Origin of the sequence: Gallalistipes aquisgranensis, assembly GCF_014982715.1 — a bacterium.
GTDB lineage: Bacteria > Bacteroidota > Bacteroidia > Bacteroidales > Rikenellaceae > Gallalistipes > Gallalistipes aquisgranensis.
Genome location: NZ_JADCJY010000001.1, coordinates 1,347,854 through 1,363,718, shown reverse-complemented (window position 1 = coordinate 1,363,718; position 15,865 = coordinate 1,347,854). Strand labels below are relative to the sequence as shown.

At 57.7% G+C, this 15,865-nt stretch carries 17 protein-coding genes and 1 tRNA gene; 13 read left to right on the top strand and 5 right to left on the bottom strand.

Going from position 1 to position 15,865, the window contains the following annotated elements; genetic code table 11:
* Positions 1-174 precede the first annotated feature (174 nt).
* A tRNA-Phe gene (locus INF32_RS05445) sits at positions 175-247 on the bottom strand.
* 161 nt (positions 248-408) lie between these two features.
* Here INF32_RS05445 and INF32_RS05440 point away from each other — a divergent pair.
* The 9 genes from INF32_RS05440 to INF32_RS05400 all read left to right on the top strand — a co-directional run bounded on the left by INF32_RS05440 (position 409) and on the right by INF32_RS05400 (position 10,121).
* A complete protein-coding gene (locus INF32_RS05440) occupies positions 409-1,980 on the top strand; it encodes an NAD+ synthase (protein WP_226387348.1) in 1,572 nt (523 codons plus the stop codon).
* 105 nt (positions 1,981-2,085) lie between these two features.
* Positions 2,086-2,502 carry a SoxR reducing system RseC family protein gene (locus tag INF32_RS05435; protein WP_226387347.1) on the top strand — a complete coding sequence of 139 codons (417 nt, stop codon included), beginning with the start codon at positions 2,086-2,088 and terminating at the stop codon, positions 2,500-2,502.
* Positions 2,502-3,548 carry a Fe-S cluster domain-containing protein gene (locus tag INF32_RS05430; protein WP_226387346.1) on the top strand — a complete coding sequence of 349 codons (1,047 nt, stop codon included), beginning with the start codon at positions 2,502-2,504 and terminating at the stop codon, positions 3,546-3,548. Before INF32_RS05435 ends, INF32_RS05430 begins: the two co-directional genes overlap by 1 nt.
* Positions 3,549-4,047: 499 nt before the next feature.
* Entirely contained in the window at positions 4,048-5,361 is a 1,314-nt protein-coding gene (rsxC, locus tag INF32_RS05425; RefSeq protein WP_226388111.1) for an electron transport complex subunit RsxC, read from the top strand.
* A 29-nt stretch (positions 5,362-5,390) separates the two neighbouring features.
* On the top strand, positions 5,391-6,368 hold the full coding sequence (locus INF32_RS05420; RefSeq protein WP_226387345.1) for an RnfABCDGE type electron transport complex subunit D: 978 nt from the start codon (positions 5,391-5,393) through the stop codon (positions 6,366-6,368).
* Between the two features lie 12 nt (positions 6,369-6,380).
* Positions 6,381-7,037, top strand: coding sequence for an RnfABCDGE type electron transport complex subunit G (locus tag INF32_RS05415; RefSeq protein ID WP_226387344.1), 657 nt, complete (start codon positions 6,381-6,383; stop codon positions 7,035-7,037).
* Complete coding sequence (locus INF32_RS05410; RefSeq protein WP_226387343.1) at positions 7,030-7,617, top strand: RnfABCDGE type electron transport complex subunit E; 588 nt, start codon at positions 7,030-7,032, stop codon at positions 7,615-7,617. Before INF32_RS05415 ends, INF32_RS05410 begins: the two co-directional genes overlap by 8 nt.
* 5 nt (positions 7,618-7,622) lie before the next feature.
* Positions 7,623-8,195 carry an electron transport complex subunit RsxA gene (gene rsxA, locus INF32_RS05405; protein ID WP_226387342.1) on the top strand — a complete coding sequence of 191 codons (573 nt, stop codon included), beginning with the start codon at positions 7,623-7,625 and terminating at the stop codon, positions 8,193-8,195.
* A 129-nt stretch (positions 8,196-8,324) separates the two neighbouring features.
* Positions 8,325-10,121 (top strand): BamA/TamA family outer membrane protein, encoded by a 1,797-nt coding sequence (locus INF32_RS05400; RefSeq protein WP_226387341.1) that lies wholly within the window; start codon positions 8,325-8,327, stop codon positions 10,119-10,121.
* A 125-nt stretch (positions 10,122-10,246) separates the two neighbouring features.
* Here INF32_RS05400 and INF32_RS05395 read toward each other — a convergent pair whose 3' ends face one another.
* Together INF32_RS05395 and purE are read right to left on the bottom strand one after the other, a co-directional pair.
* The gene (locus INF32_RS05395) at positions 10,247-10,510 is read right to left on the bottom strand and encodes a hypothetical protein (protein ID WP_226387340.1); all 264 of its coding nucleotides are present in this window, start codon (positions 10,508-10,510) and stop codon (positions 10,247-10,249) included.
* Positions 10,511-10,530: 20 nt separating this feature from the next.
* Positions 10,531-11,043 carry a 5-(carboxyamino)imidazole ribonucleotide mutase gene (gene purE / locus INF32_RS05390; protein WP_226387339.1) on the bottom strand — a complete coding sequence of 171 codons (513 nt, stop codon included), beginning with the start codon at positions 11,041-11,043 and terminating at the stop codon, positions 10,531-10,533.
* A gap of 96 nt (positions 11,044-11,139) precedes the next feature.
* Here purE and hpt point away from each other — a divergent pair, with 96 nt between their 5' ends.
* From hpt to INF32_RS05370, 4 genes are all read left to right on the top strand, one after another.
* Positions 11,140-11,682 (top strand): hypoxanthine phosphoribosyltransferase, encoded by a 543-nt coding sequence (hpt, locus tag INF32_RS05385; RefSeq protein ID WP_226387338.1) that lies wholly within the window; start codon positions 11,140-11,142, stop codon positions 11,680-11,682.
* The gene (locus INF32_RS05380; RefSeq protein WP_226387337.1) at positions 11,675-12,298 is read left to right on the top strand and encodes a 7-carboxy-7-deazaguanine synthase QueE; all 624 of its coding nucleotides are present in this window, start codon (positions 11,675-11,677) and stop codon (positions 12,296-12,298) included. Before hpt ends, INF32_RS05380 begins: the two co-directional genes overlap by 8 nt.
* A gap of 42 nt (positions 12,299-12,340) precedes the next feature.
* Positions 12,341-12,613 (top strand): FtsB family cell division protein, encoded by a 273-nt coding sequence (locus tag INF32_RS05375; protein WP_226387336.1) that lies wholly within the window; start codon positions 12,341-12,343, stop codon positions 12,611-12,613.
* A 147-nt stretch (positions 12,614-12,760) separates the two neighbouring features.
* Positions 12,761-13,987, top strand: a complete 1,227-nt coding sequence (locus INF32_RS05370) for a sialyltransferase (protein WP_226387335.1) — start codon at positions 12,761-12,763, stop codon at positions 13,985-13,987.
* A 34-nt stretch (positions 13,988-14,021) separates the two neighbouring features.
* Here the strand turns inward: INF32_RS05370 and thiD are convergent, their stop codons facing one another.
* Together thiD and thiL are read right to left on the bottom strand one after the other, a co-directional pair.
* Positions 14,022-14,825, bottom strand: a complete 804-nt coding sequence (gene thiD / locus INF32_RS05365) for a bifunctional hydroxymethylpyrimidine kinase/phosphomethylpyrimidine kinase (protein WP_226387334.1) — start codon at positions 14,823-14,825, stop codon at positions 14,022-14,024.
* Between the two features lie 28 nt (positions 14,826-14,853).
* A complete protein-coding gene (gene thiL, locus INF32_RS05360) occupies positions 14,854-15,810 on the bottom strand; it encodes a thiamine-phosphate kinase (protein ID WP_226387333.1) in 957 nt (318 codons plus the stop codon).
* Between the last annotated feature and the right edge of the window lie 55 nt (positions 15,811-15,865).

Sequence of the window (15,865 nt, the reverse complement as noted above, 5' to 3'; positions counted from 1 at the left end):
GGTGCGGAATCAGCGACCTGTCGTATTCTTTGAGAAATCCCGCGCACGCGACCATTTTCGGTTTAACTCTCGGTTTAACTTTCGGTTTAACTCAGTGCCTAAAATCGCCGTAAAACCGCTGTGAAAAGCCACAAAAAAAGCAGTTAAGACTGACTTAACTGCTTGATTTTGAAGTGGTGCCACCACGAATCGAACGAGGGACACAAGGATTTTCAGTCCTTTGCTCTACCAACTGAGCTATGGCACCGACTCTGTGTCTGCGGTTATGTTCCGAAGACGGGTGCAAAGATAGGAAGAAAAATTAATTAAACAATACCTCGGGTGAATTTTTCTTATGAAGTAAAAGTCCTATCTTTGTCGGGACTAATGAACCCTGATGAACTATAACCTAAAAACTTTCCAGTAACGATGAAGATAGCTCTTGCGCAGTTGAATTATACGATCGGAGCCTTCGAGTCCAACAAGATGAAGATTATCCGGAGTATCAACGAGGCCAAGGCACAACATGCCGACCTGCTGCTGTTCGCCGAGCAGGCCATTTGCGGAACCCCGGCTTACGATCTGTTGAACAAAGTCACGTTCCTCGAATTGTGCGAGGAGGCATTGGTGGAGATCGCCTCTTATTGCGACAATATTTCGGTGCTCGTGGGCCTGCCGATCCAGCACAACAACCGGACCATCAGCGTGGCCGCCCTGATCCAAAACCGGAAGGTGGTGCGTTACGTGGGCAAACGGAACGTTATCTGGAGGGACGACAAGGGATATATCACCCCTTCCGAAGGCTGCGAGTACGTGAAGATATGCGGCCGGAAGGTGGCCGTCGTGGTCAACGAGGACATTCTGGCCGAACAGGAGTACGGCGATTATGCCGATATTATCGTGAATATTACTGCCTCGCGTTATTCGCGGGGCATTGTTGAAAAACGCTACGACTTTCTGCGCCGCCTCGCCTACACCAAGGGGAAGACGGTGGTTTTCCTGAATCAGGTGGGCGCCCAGACCGATGTCGTGTTCGACGGGTCGTCGGCCGTTTTCAACGGACGGGGCGAGGCCGTCGCCCTGCTGAAGAATTTCGAGGAGGATTTCCTCGTGGTGGATGTCGAAGCCGACCTGCCCCATATCGAAATTCCGTATCAGGATAAGACGGTCAATGTCTACCATGCGATCAAGCTGGGTCTGAAGGATTATTTCGAAAAGAACGGTTTTACGCAGGCCTGCCTGGGGCTCTCGGGCGGAATAGATTCTGCCGTGGTGGTGGCGGTCGCCGCCGATGTGCTCGGTCCGGAAAACGTGAGGGTGTTGATGATGCCTTCGCAGTTCTCGTCCGACCATTCGGTGGACGATGCCCTGAAGCTGGCCGAAAACCTCGGTATCGAATACGATATAGTGCCGATCACCGAGACCTATACGACCGTCATGAAGGCCATGCGTCCGGTGTTCGGCGATCTGCCTTTCGACGTGGCTGAAGAGAATATACAGGCCCGTATCCGCGGGCTGATGATGATGGCCGTATCGAACAAGTTCGGCCATATCCTGCTCAACACCACCAACAAGAGCGAAATGGCCGTGGGGTACGGCACCCTGTACGGTGATACCAACGGCTCGATCAGCCTGCTCGGCGACCTGTACAAGAGCGAGGTGTTCGACCTGGCGCGGTACATCAACCGCGATACGGAGATCATACCCGAAAACATCATCCTCAAAGCCCCCTCGGCCGAACTGCGCCCCGAGCAGCGGGACGACGAGTCTCTGCCTCCCTACGATGTGTTGGATGCCATCCTCTACCGCATGATCGAGGAGGGACAGCACCGGGAGGAGATCATCAATGCCGGTTTCGATGCCGAAGTGGTGTACAAGGTCTACGGCATGGTGCTGCGCAACGAGCATAAGCGCTACCAGTTCTGCCCCGTGCTGCGCCTCTCCACGCGCACGTTCGGCAAGGAACGCGTGATGCCTCTCACCAATCGTTACGGGTATTAGGGCTTTTTCGGCGCCGGGCTTTTCTGCCGTTAGAAAACTAACAGATTAAAGTGTCCGGGAAATGAAAAATATTTTTTACATTTGTTCGCCTAAAATCTCGTGCACGTGAACGGAAACCTGGAACACAAGGGTATTGTTCTGAATGTCAGCGGAGAGAGGGTCGATGTGTCGATTCTCTCCGAGAGTGCGTGCGCCACGTGCAAGGTGAAAGGGGCTTGCGGCATGAGCGAAGCGGAAGAGAAAGTGGTCTCGATTCTTACGCCCGATGCCCCGGCTTATCGGGCGGGAGAGCGGGTCGTCGTTTCCGTTACCCGGAATATGGGGTTGCGTGCCGTTTTTCTGGCCTATGTGGTGCCTTTCCTGTTGTTGCTGGCCTCCCTGCTGATCCTGCTGGAGACGGGGCTGTCCGAGGCCGTTGCGGGATTGGTCTCCCTGGGAGTGCTGGCCTTTTATTATGTCGTACTGTGGCTGGTGCGCAGGCGGATCGAACACGAAATCAATTTTAACATAAGAAAATCATAATGAGCGGAGTATTGGGATTTACGATTTTGACGCTTTGTGCGTTGGGAGTTCTGGCGGCGGTCATTCTGTATGTCGTCGCCCAGAAGTTCAAAGTCTATGAAGATCCCCGGATCGATACCGTGGAGAGTATGCTGCCCGGAGCCAATTGCGGCGGCTGCGGGTTTCCCGGCTGCCGGGGAATGGCCGATGCGCTGGTGAAGCAGGATGATATTTCGTCCCTCTATTGCCCTGTGGGCGGTGCTTCCACGATGCACGCCGTGGCCGAGTTCCTGGGGAAAGCCGTGGCGGAGAAGGAGCCGCAGGTGGCTGTCGTGCGTTGTGGCGGAAATTATGCCAAGCGCCCCCGCACCAATGTGTTCGACGGGGCCAAGTCGTGCGCCGTGGCAGCCTCCCTTTACGGAGGGGAGACGGGCTGTACGTTCGGCTGTCTCGGATTGGGCGACTGCGTGGCCGTTTGTAATTTCGGTGCCATCTCCGTCAATCCCGAGACCGGGCTTCCCGAGGTGGACGAGGAGAAGTGTACCGCCTGCGGCGCTTGTGTGAAAGCCTGCCCGAAGATGATCATCGAGTTGCGCCGCAAGGGGATCAAGAACCGCCGTATCTATGTCTCCTGCATCAACAAGGACAAGGGGGCCGTTGCCCGCCGCAACTGTACGGTGGCCTGCATCGGCTGCGGAAAGTGCGTGAAGACCTGTCCGTTCGGTGCCATCACGCTGGAGAACAACGTGGCCTATATCGACTTCAACAAGTGCAAACTGTGTCGTAAATGCGTCGCCGAATGTCCTACGGGAGCCATCGTGGAGGTCAACTTTCCGGCCCGTGTGGTAAAGGAGGCGCTCAAGGCCGATGCTCAGAAGGCTGTGGCAGCCGGGAAACCTGCCGCTCCGGCCGAAAAGGCTCCGGTCCGGAAGTCCGCTGAGGCCGATTCCGCCGCCGAAGTGCTCGGCGCCAAACTCGAGGCCGTCTCCTGTTCCGCCCCGGAAACCGCTCCGGCTGCCGAAACGGGGAAGGCAAATCCTTCGACCGATTCAAACGAAAATAAATAAAACAATTCTTATGAGGAATTATCAAAATAACAGACTGATCTGTATTCTTTTGATCGTCCTGTCGCAGGTGGTCTTCTGGCGTTGCGATGTTCTCGGCGACGTGACGGCACCGGAGTTGATCGACCGGACGGTGGAAATGGCGGATGCTTTCGATGTCGGTATTTCGACAGAGGGATATGTTTTCATTTTCGGTATGGTCCCTGTTCTCGTTTCGCTGCTGCTTCTGCTCGCCCTGCGTCCCGGATTCCGCGTCCGTACCCGACGCGGGCTGTTCGCCGTTTCGGGTATTCTGGCCGCCTTGTCGGCTCTGGCCGCTGCCGTTTCGATGTTCAGTGCGGATATGGGCCCCTCGGTATTTTATTATCTGACGCTGCTCGTGTTGCTGGCGGTTGCCGTGATTGCTCTGAGGGAGGGTTTCGCACCGCTGGGTGAAAAGGAGAAATCCGTATGCGGTCTCGAAAACAAGGAGCATTATCCCCACGGTGGGAAGACTTTTCCGCTGGGAGGCATTCATCCCGCGGCCAATAAACTGAGCGCAGGCAGTCCGATCGAGAAGTTCCCGCTGCCCGACGATGTGGTCGTCCCTCTTTCGCAGCATATCGGCGCTCCGGCCGTGGCGAAAGTGGCCAAAGGCGACAAGGTGCTGGCCGGTCAGCTGATCGCCGAGGCCGGCGGATTCGTTTCGGCCAATATCCACGCCCCCGTGTCGGGTACCGTGACGGCTGTCGATCTGGCCGTCAATACGCAGGGTATCCGCCAGCCGATGATTACCATCAAGCGCGAGGGCGACGAGTGGGCCGAAGGGATCGACACTTCCGACAGTTTGGTCCGGGAATGTTCGCTCTCCCCGCAGGAGATTATCGCCAAAATCAAGGAGGCCGGTATCGTGGGTATGGGCGGTGCCACTTTCCCCACGCACGTGAAACTTTCGGTGCCTCAGGGTAAAAAGGCCGAGTTCCTTATCATAAACGGAGTGGAGTGCGAGCCTTACCTGACCGCCGACCACCGTGTGATGCTGGAGCGGGGCGAAGAGTTGCTCGTGGGTGTCTCCATTTTGGCCAAGGCGCTGAACGTGAATACGGCCTATATCGGTATCGAGAACAACAAGCCCGATGCCATCGCCCATCTGACCGCGCTCTGTGCCGCCTATCCGGGTATTTCGGTCGTCCCCCTGAAGGTGCAGTATCCGCAGGGAGGCGAAAAGCAGTTGATCGCCGCCGTTACGGGGCGTCAGGTGCCCTCGGGCGGCCTGCCCATCGACGTGGGTGCCGTGGTGCAGAACGTCGGTACGGCGTTGGCCGTGTATGAAGCCGTGCAGAAAAACAAACCGCTCGTCGAGCGCGTGGTGACCGTTACGGGCAAGACGCTGGCGAAACCTTCCAATCTGTTGGTGCGTGTGGGAACGCCCGTACAGGCGCTCATTGACCATTGCGGCGGTCTGCCCGGCGATGCCGGCAAGGTGATCGGCGGCGGCCCGATGATGGGGCGCGCCATGTCGAATCTGGCCGCACCTGTCACCAAAGGCTCTTCGGGTGTGCTGGTGATGCCCGATGACGAGTCGTTGCGTGCGGAGGCTCAGGTATGTATCAAGTGCGCCAAGTGCGTCGACGTTTGTCCGATGGGGCTCGAACCCTTCTTGCTGAACAAGCTGGGCAGCAAGCGCATGTTTGCGGAGATGGAGCCCAACCGGGTGACCGACTGCATCGAGTGCGGAAGCTGTTCCTATACTTGTCCGGCCGCCCTGCCGCTGCTCGACAATATCCGGGTGGGCAAGGCCGAGGTGATGAAACTGATCCGTGCCCGCAAGGCATAGTGCTGACAAGAGAAAAAAAACAGGATATAATGGAGAAAAAATTAGTTGTATCGCCCTCTCCCCATGTTCATGGAGAGGATTCTACGAGGAATCTGATGCGCGACGTGCTGATCGCCCTGATTCCCGCTTTCGGCGTCTCCGTAGTGGTGTACGGCTGGCAGGTGCTGCTGGTGACCGCCGTATCGGTGGCTGCCTGCATGCTCTTCGAATTTCTGATTCAGCGCTTCCTGCTCAAAGGTAAAAATACGCTGGGCGACCTTTCGGCCGTGGTGACCGGCGTGCTGCTCGCATTCAACGTTCCCGCCACGCTTCCGATCTGGATGCTCGTGCTGGGTGCGCTGGTAGCCGTGGGTGTCGGCAAGATGAGTTTCGGCGGGCTGGGCCGCAATCCGTTCAATCCGGCGCTCGTGGGTCGTGTCTTTCTGCTGATCTCCTTTCCCGTGGCCATGACTTCGTTCGGTACGCCCGAGGGTGTGGACGGCATGTCGGGGGCCACTCCGCTGGCTTTCGTCAAGGAGGCGCTCAAGAGCGGAAAGAGCGTGAGCGAACTGATGCCTTCGGTCAGCTATTCCGACATGCTGATGGGCTTCAAGGCCGGATCGCTCGGTGAGATCGCCGCGCTGGCCCTGCTGGTCGGGTTCGTCTACCTGCTCTGGCAGAAAGTCATCACTTGGCACATACCGGTCTTCATCCTCGGTACGATGGCCGTTTTCAGCGGCATCCTCTGGGGGATCGACCCCGAGCACTACATGAGCCCCCTGTTCCAGTTGCTGAGCGGAGGCGCCATTCTGGGTGCCGTCTATATGGCTACCGATTATGTCACTTCTCCCATGACGCACAAGGGCATGGCGATTTACGGTATCGGTATCGGTGTCATCACGATCCTGATCCGTGTCTGGGGGGCTTATCCCGAAGGCATCTCTTTTGCGATCCTCATCATGAACGCCGTGGTGCCCCTGATCAATAAATATGTGAAACCCCGCCGTTTCGGTGTCGTGAAAAAATAGGAGGGAAAAACGATGGAAAGTACATTGAAAAACATGGTCCTTACGCTGTTCGTCATCACGCTGGTGGCATCGACGGCCGTGGGATTCGTCTATAAGGTGACCGAGGGGCCCATCGCGGTTTCCGAGGCGGCCAAGACCACCAATGCTCTGGCGCAGGTACTGCCGTCTTTCGACAACGATCCTTCCGCCGAGAGACAGGAGATGGAGCAGGAGGGCCTGCCCGTGATCATCTATACGGCCAAAAGCGGCGACCAGATCGTGGGATACGCTGTGGAGACCCGCACCTCGAAAGGGTTTGGCGGCGAGATCGTGCTGATGGTCGGTTTCAAGCCCGACGGCGAGATCGTGAAGATCGAAACGCTGAAGCACTCTGAAACCCCGGGGCTGGGCGACAAGATCGACAGTAAAAAGTCGAATTTTTCCGTACAATTCAGCGGGAAGAACCCCGCCGATTTCAAACTCGCGGTGAAGAAGGACGGCGGCGACGTGGATGCCATCACGGCATCGACGATCTCGTCCCGCGCTTTCTCCGATGCCGTACTGCGCGGATATAATGCACTGATGACCCTTACGGGCGGTCAGGTCAACAGCGTGTCGGGTGCGACTTCCGCTGCTGCCGCCCCTGCAAACGAGAGCGACGATGCTCAGAAAGGAGGAGAAAATGAGTAAACTGCAACTGATTACCAAGGGGCTTATCAAGGAGAACCCCACGTTCGTCCTGCTGTTGGGCATGTGTCCCACGCTGGGAACCACGACTTCGGCCGTCAACGGTCTGGGTATGGGCGTCGCCACGATGTTCGTGCTCACTCTCTCCAATATCGTGATTTCGCTGGTGAAGAACGTCATTCCGGGCAAGGTGCGGATACCGGCCTTCATCGTCATCATCGCCTCGTTCGTGACCGTCGTTCAGCTGGTTATGCAGGCTTATACGCCCGGGCTTTACGCCACTCTCGGCGTCTTCATTCCGCTGATCGTGGTCAACTGTATCATCCTGGGCCGGGCCGAGGCTTTCGCCTCGAAGAACGGCGTGCTCGATTCCGCATTCGACGGCATCGGCATCGGGTTGGGCTTCACCTGCTCGCTGACCCTGCTGGGCGCCGTACGCGAAATGCTGGGCAGCGGGTCGATCTTCGGTGCCAAGTTCATCGACGGCGACGGCATCCTGCTCTTCGTGCTGGCTCCCGGAGCCTTCCTCGCGCTGGGCTACCTGCTGGTGATCTTCAACAAACTAACTGCTAAACTGAAGTAAAGAGTATGGAATATTTCGTGATCGTTATCGGGGCGATCTTCGTCAATAACATCGTCCTTTCGCAGTTCCTCGGCATCTGTCCCTTCCTGGGCGTGTCGAACAAGGTGGAGACTTCGCTGGGCATGGGGGCCGCCGTCACTTTCGTCATGGCCATCACGGCCGTCGTGGCCTATCTGCTGCAATATTTCGTGCTGGTGCCCCTGCATATCGAATATATGCAGACCATCGTTTTCATCCTGGTCATCGCCGCGCTGGTGCAGATGGTCGAGATCATCCTCAAGAAACTGAGTCCGGCGCTTTACCAGGCGCTGGGTATCTTCCTGCCGCTGATTACCACCAACTGCGCCGTGCTGGGTATCGCCATCCTGCTCGTGCAGAAGGAGTTCAATCTGCTCGAGTCGGTGGTTTACTCCGTCTCCACGGCACTCGGTTTCACGCTGGCTCTGGTGCTTTTCGCCGGCCTGCGCGAGCGTCTGGCATTGGAAGACCTGCCGAAGGCCATGAAGGGAGTGCCCATTGCACTGATTACAGCCGGTATTCTGGCCATGGCTTTCATGGGATTTTCCGGATTGGTATAACCTTTTCTGAGATAGGAAGAAAGAGGGGCGACACGAAAAGTGCCGCCCTTTTCGTATTATTTTGTGCGGATTTTGCGTTATCTTTGGTAAGGATTGACCGACCGGATGATGCTGCGTCTCTATATAACGATGCTGTTGCTCTTTCTGCTGACCCGCCTGTGCGTGGCTGCGGGGCGTGATGCGTCGTTGTCGGCCGCCGGACCGGGCGATACGATCGGGGCGCCTCCTTCGGAGCGGGTCACGCGTTTTTACGACAGTCTCGAATCGAAATCCACCCGCCGGACAGTTCCCCGCCTGATCTACCGCTCCATTTTCATCCGCGGACGGCGCGATACGCTCGGGCGTGATCGGGTGGTGGACGAGAGCAAGCGTTTCGAACCCTATGCCGGCAAACGCATCGGCCGGATCATTCTCGAGCGGGGCAATGTCTTCGACCCCGACGGAAACAAACTCGAACGTTTCGGCAACCGTATCCATGCGGTGACGCGGGAACGGACCATCCGGCGCGATCTTTTTTTCAAGCCGGGCGATCCGCTCGATCCGGACGAATTGGCCAAGAACCAGCAGTTTCTCCGTTCGCGCAGTTACATTGCCGAGGCGCGGATCGAGGCCGTGCCCGATCCTTCGGACAGCACACTGGTCGATCTGGTGGTCCAGACGCGCGACAGCTGGACGATCAGTGCCGACCTGAGCCTCAATATCAACGGACGCACCGGTGTGGAACTGTACGACGCCAACCTGCTCGGTTACGGAAACCGTCTGAGTGTCGGGACCAATTTCGACTGGAAAAACGGTACATACGGCGGCAACCGTTTCGAGTATGGAATACCTAATATACTCGGCACCTTTTTCGATGCGGAGTTCATCGTGGGCCGGCGGTTCGAGTATTCCGACCTCGGTTTCACCGTGAAAAAGAAATTCCTGCTTCCCACCGACTACGAACTGGGCATCTCCTACCAGGACAAGGCCGAACCCTACTACATGCTGTTCCAGGACTCCACGATGCGTACCGCAGGCCGTTTCCTCGACGTGTGGGGCGGTCGTTCCCGGTATATCCGTCCGTTCCGCAACAGCATCTATTTCACCGGCCGGTACAGCCGCTGGACCTATGATATCCGTCCCGAAGTGCGTCCCGATTACAACCCCGTTTTCCACAATTCGCAGCGCGTGCTGGCCGGGATCGGTATTTACAGGGAGAAGTTCTATTCCGCCACCATGGTTTACGGCTTTGGATTGAAGGAGTATCTGGCCGCCGGTTACAAGGCGGAACTGACGGGCGGATACATTTGGGGAGAGTTTTCCCACGACTGGTATCTGGGGATGCATTTCTCCAAAGGCGGTTTTTTCAATGCGGGCTATCTGATGGGCGGTTTCACCCTCGGCAGCTATATCAGCCCCTCGAGCGGCATGTGGTATCGCAGCGGTGTGGATTTCGAGCTGCGCTATTTCACTCCCCTGCTGGTGAGCGGTCGCAGCCGCATCCGCCAGTTCATCAACCTGAGTTATACGCAGGGATGGAACCGCGATACCGGATGCGACGAACTGATCGAATTTACGGAGGACCGGGGGCCGAATGCCCTCGACGAAAAAATCGTGGGTCTCAACCGGGCCGTGCTCAACACCGAAACGGTGCTTTTCACCCCGTGGCAGCCCTACGGCTTCAAGATCGCTTTCTACGGCTTTGCCGATTTTGCTCTGTTGGGCCGCGAATCCAACATTTTCCGCAATGATTTTTTCAATACGATCGGGTTGGGTGTACGGATCAAAAACGAACGGCTGGTTTTCAACACGATTCAGATACGTTTCGGTGTCGCATTGGGCAAAGGCGGCTTCCGGAAGGCCGAATATTTTAATATTTCCAACCAGCGGCGCCCCGAACAGTACCGCTACCTGCCCGAGGCTCCGGAGGTGGTTCCCTTTCGCTGACCGGGAACGAAAGTTGTTTCCGGTTTCCCTGAAATGAAAATTTCCCCTGCCGGAATGATCTTCGGCAGGGGAAATCATCGGAACGGACAGGTTTGTCGTCCGTCTTCGGGGGAAGTCCTTTTCGTTTACTCTGCGTCGGAAGGGGAACCCCTTTTTCCCATTGTGTCGCCGGTGTGGATCGTGCTCTCCTCCGGCACGTCCGGACGTTGCAGTTTTGTCGTGTCGGACCGCTGCCGCACCGGTTTCTCTACCGTGAACCGGCCGCGGAAGGCTTCCGCCGTCTCCCGTTTCACATATTCCCAGCGCGTGGCGATGGCGATCGTGAAAAGTACGATCAGCAACAGCATCGTCCGTGCCGTCCGGTTCAGGGATTTCCACCACTTTTTCATCGTTCCGGGCAACGTTCGTTTCAGTTGGTCTTGAATTTCATTTTGATCTGGGCGAGCTCCTTGTTGGCGGCTTCGATCTTCCTTGCCAGGTCGGCTTTGAATGCGGCTACCTTTTCCGCAACGGCTCTGTCGCCCGTGGCGATGATCTGCGCGGCGAGGATGGCGGCATTTTTAGCTCCGTCCAACGCCATGGTAGCTACCGGAATCCCCGAGGGCATCTGCAGGATGGAGAGGATGCTGTCCCATCCGTCGATCGAATTGGACGATTTGATGGGCACCCCGATTACGGGCAGCGGCGTGGAGGCTGCGATCACGCCCGGCAGATGGGCCGCCCCGCCGGCTCCGGCGATGATGACCTGGATGCCCCGTCCCTGTGCGTTCTTTGCGAAATCGGCCACCAGTTCCGGTACCCGGTGCGCCGACAGGGCGTTTATTTCGTAGGGAATCTCCATTTCGTCGAGGAATTTGGCCGCTCCTTCCATGATTTTCAGGTCGGAAGTGCTGCCCATGATGATGCTGACTTTCGGATTCATTCGATTTCTTTTTTAATTTTGTCCGTAAATGATTACCTTCGCAAAGTTAATCATTCCGCACATAATTTCTAACGGCCCGGCCTAAATATTACCCCGATGAAACGCGTGACCCTTCAGGACAAAACCTTCGAACTTTTCATTCCCTACGAGCAGATACAGAGTTCCGTGCAGCAGCTTGCCGACCGGATCAACCGGGACTATGCGGACAAGCCCGTGCCCCTGTTCCTCGGGGTGCTCAACGGTTCGTTCATGTTCATGGCCGAGCTGATGAAACGGATCGGGTTCGCCTGCGAAATGTCGTTCGTCAAGCTGGCGTCCTACCGGGGCACCAGCTCCACGGGCAAGGTTTCGGAACTGATCGGGTTGACCGACAACCTGCAGGGACGCGACATTATCGTGGTGGAGGACATCGTGGATACGGGCGAGAGCATCGACCATCTGATGCGTTCGCTGGTGGGACACCGCCCTGCCAGCATCGAGGTGGCCACCCTGCTGTTCAAGCCTTCGGCCTACAAGAAGGAGGTCGAAATCCGGTATCCGGCCATCTCCATTCCCAACGATTTCATCGTGGGCTTCGGACTCGACTACAACCAGCTGGGCCGCAATCTGTGCGACATATACAAGATCGTGAATGAATAAGGACATGTTGGACGGCGGCAGGCTGCTGCCGCTGGTCGAAGATTTCTATACCATACAGGGCGAAGGATACCATACGGGAAAACCCGCCTATTTCATCCGCTTGGGCGGCTGCGACGTCGGCTGCCGCTGGTGCGACGCCAAATTTACGTGGAATCCGAAACACTTTCCACCGGTGGAGGTGGACCGGATCGTGGAGCGTGCCGCGTCCTATCCCGCGCAGGCTATCGTGGTCACGGGCGGAGAGCCGTCGCTTTATCCGCTGGATTACCTGACCGCAGAGTTGCACCGTCGCGGGCTGGCGATTTTTCTGGAGACCTCCGGGGCCCATCCTCTGACGGGCGATTTCGACTGGATATGCCTTTCCCCCAAGAAACAGCAGCCCCCACTGGCGGAGATTTTCCCCCGGGCCCACGAATTGAAAGTGATCGTGGAGACTCCGGACGATTTCGCCTGGGCCGAACGCAACGCCGAACGGGTGGGGGAGCGCTGTATGCTCTTTCTGCAACCCGAATGGAGCCGCTACGGGGAGCTGATTCCCGCAGTCGTGGAGTATGTCAAGCGGAATCCCCGCTGGAACATCTCCGTTCAGACCCATAAATTCATGCATATTCCCTAACGGTGCCGGAAGGCGCCCCGATCCGAGCGTACGATGAACGGCATGTTGAGAGATCGAAGGCTGTGGCTGATAACGATCGCGGTGTTCCTGCTGCTGATCACCGTCTTCGACCGCAACAACCTGCTCGACCGTTGGAAACTCAAACAGCAGATACGCGAACTGGAACGCCAGAGGACCTATTACCTTGAAAAGATCGCCGAAGACAGCACCCTGATCGAACGGCTCAAAAACGACGCCTTCCTCGAGCAGTACGCCCGCGAACATTACCTGATGAAACGCCGGGGCGAACAGATTTACATCGTTCCCGAAAAATAGCGCCTCCTCCGGCAGCATATTTGCGATTTGCCGGAACGGACGTTTCCCGGTTTCCCCGTCATGGGGGAAAAAGCGGAAGCGTTTGCAACGTTTCGTACGCCGAATGTATCTTGCCCGAAGATATATATCCTAAAAAATGAAAATCGTATGACACGTAACTTTTTCCTGTATCTGTTTTCGCTGTTGTTGCCGGCCGTGATGGTCTCCTGCGACAAGGAGGAGGGGTTCCGGCCTTCGTGGATCGCCGAGGGGGCCGATTTCGACTCTCCCGACCACTATTTTTATGTCACGTTCGGCACGATGCCCACCCTTTATGCGGGACTGCACATGCTCTCCCACGACAAGCCCTCCTATGTCTTTTACGAGCGGACGGCGACGTTCGATGCCGGAAAACTTCCCTCCCACGTTACGGTTTGTCCTTACATGGGAGCCAATGACCAGCAGCCTCAGATGCGGGAGTGGATGAAAAATAAAATCCGGGAGATCGACCGGGAAAACCCGCAGGCGATCTTCGGCCTCTACGTCGACGACCTTCGCTGCCGCCTGGGCTACGACTGGTTCGTGGCGCAGGGGATCGACTCCTCCCGTGTGAAGGTGACGATGCTTTCGGACGGTACGGGTACCTACAACAATTTCTACAACTATTTCAATGTTCCGGGGACCGGCGAGCAGAACTGGAAGACCTACGCATCCCAGGTCGAGGCGCTCGACTGGTCCTATCCGCGCGGTTATGCGACCCGTTCCATCGGGGAGTTCGAAAGCTGGGAGTGGCCCTATTATCTCTCGACGCGGCCCGGCTACCGGCTTTTGCTTCAGGATGCCTCGCTTTTCGAAACGCAAGACCCCTACGTGCAGGAACAGATGCCGGCCATGTATTTGTGGAGTCGGACGCCCTATGAGATGCTGGCTGATTTGACGGAGGAGGAGCGTAAGAAGTTCTTTGAGATGGCGTCTTTCGACAGGGATGCTTTCGATGCCGGGTTCGACGCTTCTTCGAAAAAGAATCTGGTGATTATCGGGACCAATGGGGACGGGGACAATCAGAGGGCCTACGTGCAGCGTCTCTATGACGAGTATAAGGACCGGTACGACCTTTTCTTTAAGCCGCATCCGTCTGACGTCACCTCAGCGGATTACGAGACGGCTTTTCCCGGATTGACCTTGTTGCCCGGGCAAATGCCTTTCGAAATTTTCGTCTGGTCGCTGATCGACAAGATCGACATGATCGGCGGTTATCCTTCGACGGTGTACCTGACCGTACCTGTCGAAAAGGTGACGTTTCTTTTCGCCTCGGGGCCTGATGCGTTGATCCGTCCGCTCAATCTGATCTTTGCCGCCGCGCAGGATCGGGTCGAATGGATGCAGCCCGAATAAGAACCGGATATTCCGTGCGAGCGGTTTCCCTCGGCTATTCCCAGAAACGGAAGAAATGGTGTACCGGCCCGTGTCCGTGTCCCAGACGGTATTCCGCTCCGCAGCGGATGGCTTTATGGATGTACTCTTCGGCCCGGGCGACCGCTTCGGGTAGCGGATGTCCCTGGGCCAGGAAAGAGGCGATGGCCGAGGAGAGCGTGCAGCCCGTTCCGTGGGTGTTGGGTGTTTCCGTGCGCTCGTAGGAATAGGTGTATACCCGGTCGCCGTCGTAAAGGTAGTCGCGGAGTGTCCGGTTCTCCAGATGTCCTGCCTTGAGCAGTACGCTCCGGGCCCCCAGTTCCCGTAATCGTGCGGCCGCCGTCGGGAAATCGGCCTCGGATGCGATTTCCGATCCGGTAATGTAGGCCGCTTCCGGTACGTTGGGGGTGATGACCGAAGCCAGCGGCAACAGGTGCCGCACGATGGCCCGGGCCGCTTCGGCAGGAATCAGTTCGTCGCCCGAGGTGGCCACCATGACCGGGTCGAGCACGATGTTCCGCACGTCGAAACGACGCAGGATGCCGGCCACCCGTTCCACGATTTCCGCCGTGGGAAGCATGCCCAGTTTGACGGCGTCTGTCCCGATGTCTTCGAGTACGGCTTCGGCCTGCCCGGCCACGATGTCGGCCGGTGGAATGTGGACGGCCCGTACGCCACAGGTGTTCTGTACGGTGAGGGCGGTGATGGCACTGGTGGCGAAACACCCGCAGGCCGATGCGGTCTTCAGGTCGGCCTGGATGCCGGCACAGCCTCCGCTGTCGGAGCCGGCGATGGTCAGTACGCGTTTGTAATGTTTCATCTCTTTGGTGTTTACGGGAAAAGGAGCGTCAGAAATGGGAGAAGCCCTGCCAACTTCCCTCCACCGGCCTGCCTTCGCTGCACCATGCGATGCACGGCCCGGCATCGCCCTCTTTCCGGGTGATCTCCCCCACGGCCGCGGGCTCGGTGCCGAACCGTTCCCGGTAGGCGCCGCAAAGCTGCCGCCAGTCTTCGGGCCGTGCGGTGAACAGCAGTTTGTAGTCTTCGCCGCCTGCCAGGGCGTCTTCGAGGGTGCAGGGGGCGGGAATCCGTTCCAGGTGGATCGTGGCTCCGACACCCGACAACTCCAAGATGTGGGGGAGGTCGGATGCCAGCCCGTCCGACAGGTCGATCATGGCGTGCACTTCGCTGCGGCTTCCCAGCCACTCGCCTTCGTACACGCACGGGGTGGGGTTGTGGTGAATCCGGGCCTGCGGCGTGTCGAAACGGCCGGCCAGCACGTCCCTCAGTCCGGCGGCCGATTCGCCCAGCGGACCCGTGACGGCGATCACGTCGCCCGGCCGGGCCCCGCTGCGCCGCTTGATGCACGCGTCCGGGGCGCTTCCGAGCGCGACGACGTTGATCGTGATCCCGCCTTCCGACGAGGTGGTGTCGCCTCCGATGAGCGGTACGCCGTAGCGTGCCGACAGTTCGTGGTATCCAGCCATGAAACGCTCCGCCCACTCACCCCGGCAGTCGGCCGGCAGCGCCAGCGAAAGGAGCGATCCGACGGGAGCGGCTCCCATGGCGGCCACGTCGCTCAGGTTTACGGCCAGCGATTTGCGTCCCAGCTCTTCGGGCGAAAGGGCCCGGCGCAGGAAGTGGACGCCTTCGGCGAGCAGGTCGGTCGTGATGACGGTCGAACGGCCTCCGCCCGAAGGAATCACGGCGCAGTCGTCGCCGATTCCCTCGATCCCTCCGGAAGGAATGTCCCCGAAGAGGGTGCGGATGCGGTCGATCAGTGCGAATTCTCCCGTTTTGGCCATCGTATCTTCTTATTTTTCTTGCAAAAGTATGCTAAAATTTCGATTAACTGATGTA

Excerpts from the sequence above, each read along its gene's own strand:
- INF32_RS05440 (WP_226387348.1), top strand. The coding sequence starts at position 409 with ATGAAGATAGCTCTTGCGCAGTTGAATTATACGATCGGAGCCTTCGAG.
- INF32_RS05430 (WP_226387346.1), top strand. The coding sequence starts at position 2,502 with ATGAGCGGAGTATTGGGATTTACGATTTTGACGCTTTGTGCGTTGGGA.
- INF32_RS05420 (WP_226387345.1), top strand. The coding sequence starts at position 5,391 with ATGGAGAAAAAATTAGTTGTATCGCCCTCTCCCCATGTTCATGGAGAG.
- INF32_RS05415 (WP_226387344.1), top strand. The coding sequence starts at position 6,381 with ATGGAAAGTACATTGAAAAACATGGTCCTTACGCTGTTCGTCATCACG.
- INF32_RS05410 (WP_226387343.1), top strand. The coding sequence starts at position 7,030 with ATGAGTAAACTGCAACTGATTACCAAGGGGCTTATCAAGGAGAACCCC.
- rsxA (WP_226387342.1), top strand. The coding sequence starts at position 7,623 with ATGGAATATTTCGTGATCGTTATCGGGGCGATCTTCGTCAATAACATC.
- INF32_RS05400 (WP_226387341.1), top strand. The coding sequence starts at position 8,325 with ATGCTGTTGCTCTTTCTGCTGACCCGCCTGTGCGTGGCTGCGGGGCGT.
- INF32_RS05395 (WP_226387340.1), bottom strand. The coding sequence starts at position 10,510 with ATGAAAAAGTGGTGGAAATCCCTGAACCGGACGGCACGGACGATGCTG.
- purE (WP_226387339.1), bottom strand. The coding sequence starts at position 11,043 with ATGAATCCGAAAGTCAGCATCATCATGGGCAGCACTTCCGACCTGAAA.
- hpt (WP_226387338.1), top strand. The coding sequence starts at position 11,140 with ATGAAACGCGTGACCCTTCAGGACAAAACCTTCGAACTTTTCATTCCC.
- INF32_RS05380 (WP_226387337.1), top strand. The coding sequence starts at position 11,675 with ATGAATAAGGACATGTTGGACGGCGGCAGGCTGCTGCCGCTGGTCGAA.
- INF32_RS05375 (WP_226387336.1), top strand. The coding sequence starts at position 12,341 with ATGTTGAGAGATCGAAGGCTGTGGCTGATAACGATCGCGGTGTTCCTG.
- INF32_RS05370 (WP_226387335.1), top strand. The coding sequence starts at position 12,761 with ATGACACGTAACTTTTTCCTGTATCTGTTTTCGCTGTTGTTGCCGGCC.
- thiD (WP_226387334.1), bottom strand. The coding sequence starts at position 14,825 with ATGAAACATTACAAACGCGTACTGACCATCGCCGGCTCCGACAGCGGA.
- thiL (WP_226387333.1), bottom strand. The coding sequence starts at position 15,810 with ATGGCCAAAACGGGAGAATTCGCACTGATCGACCGCATCCGCACCCTC.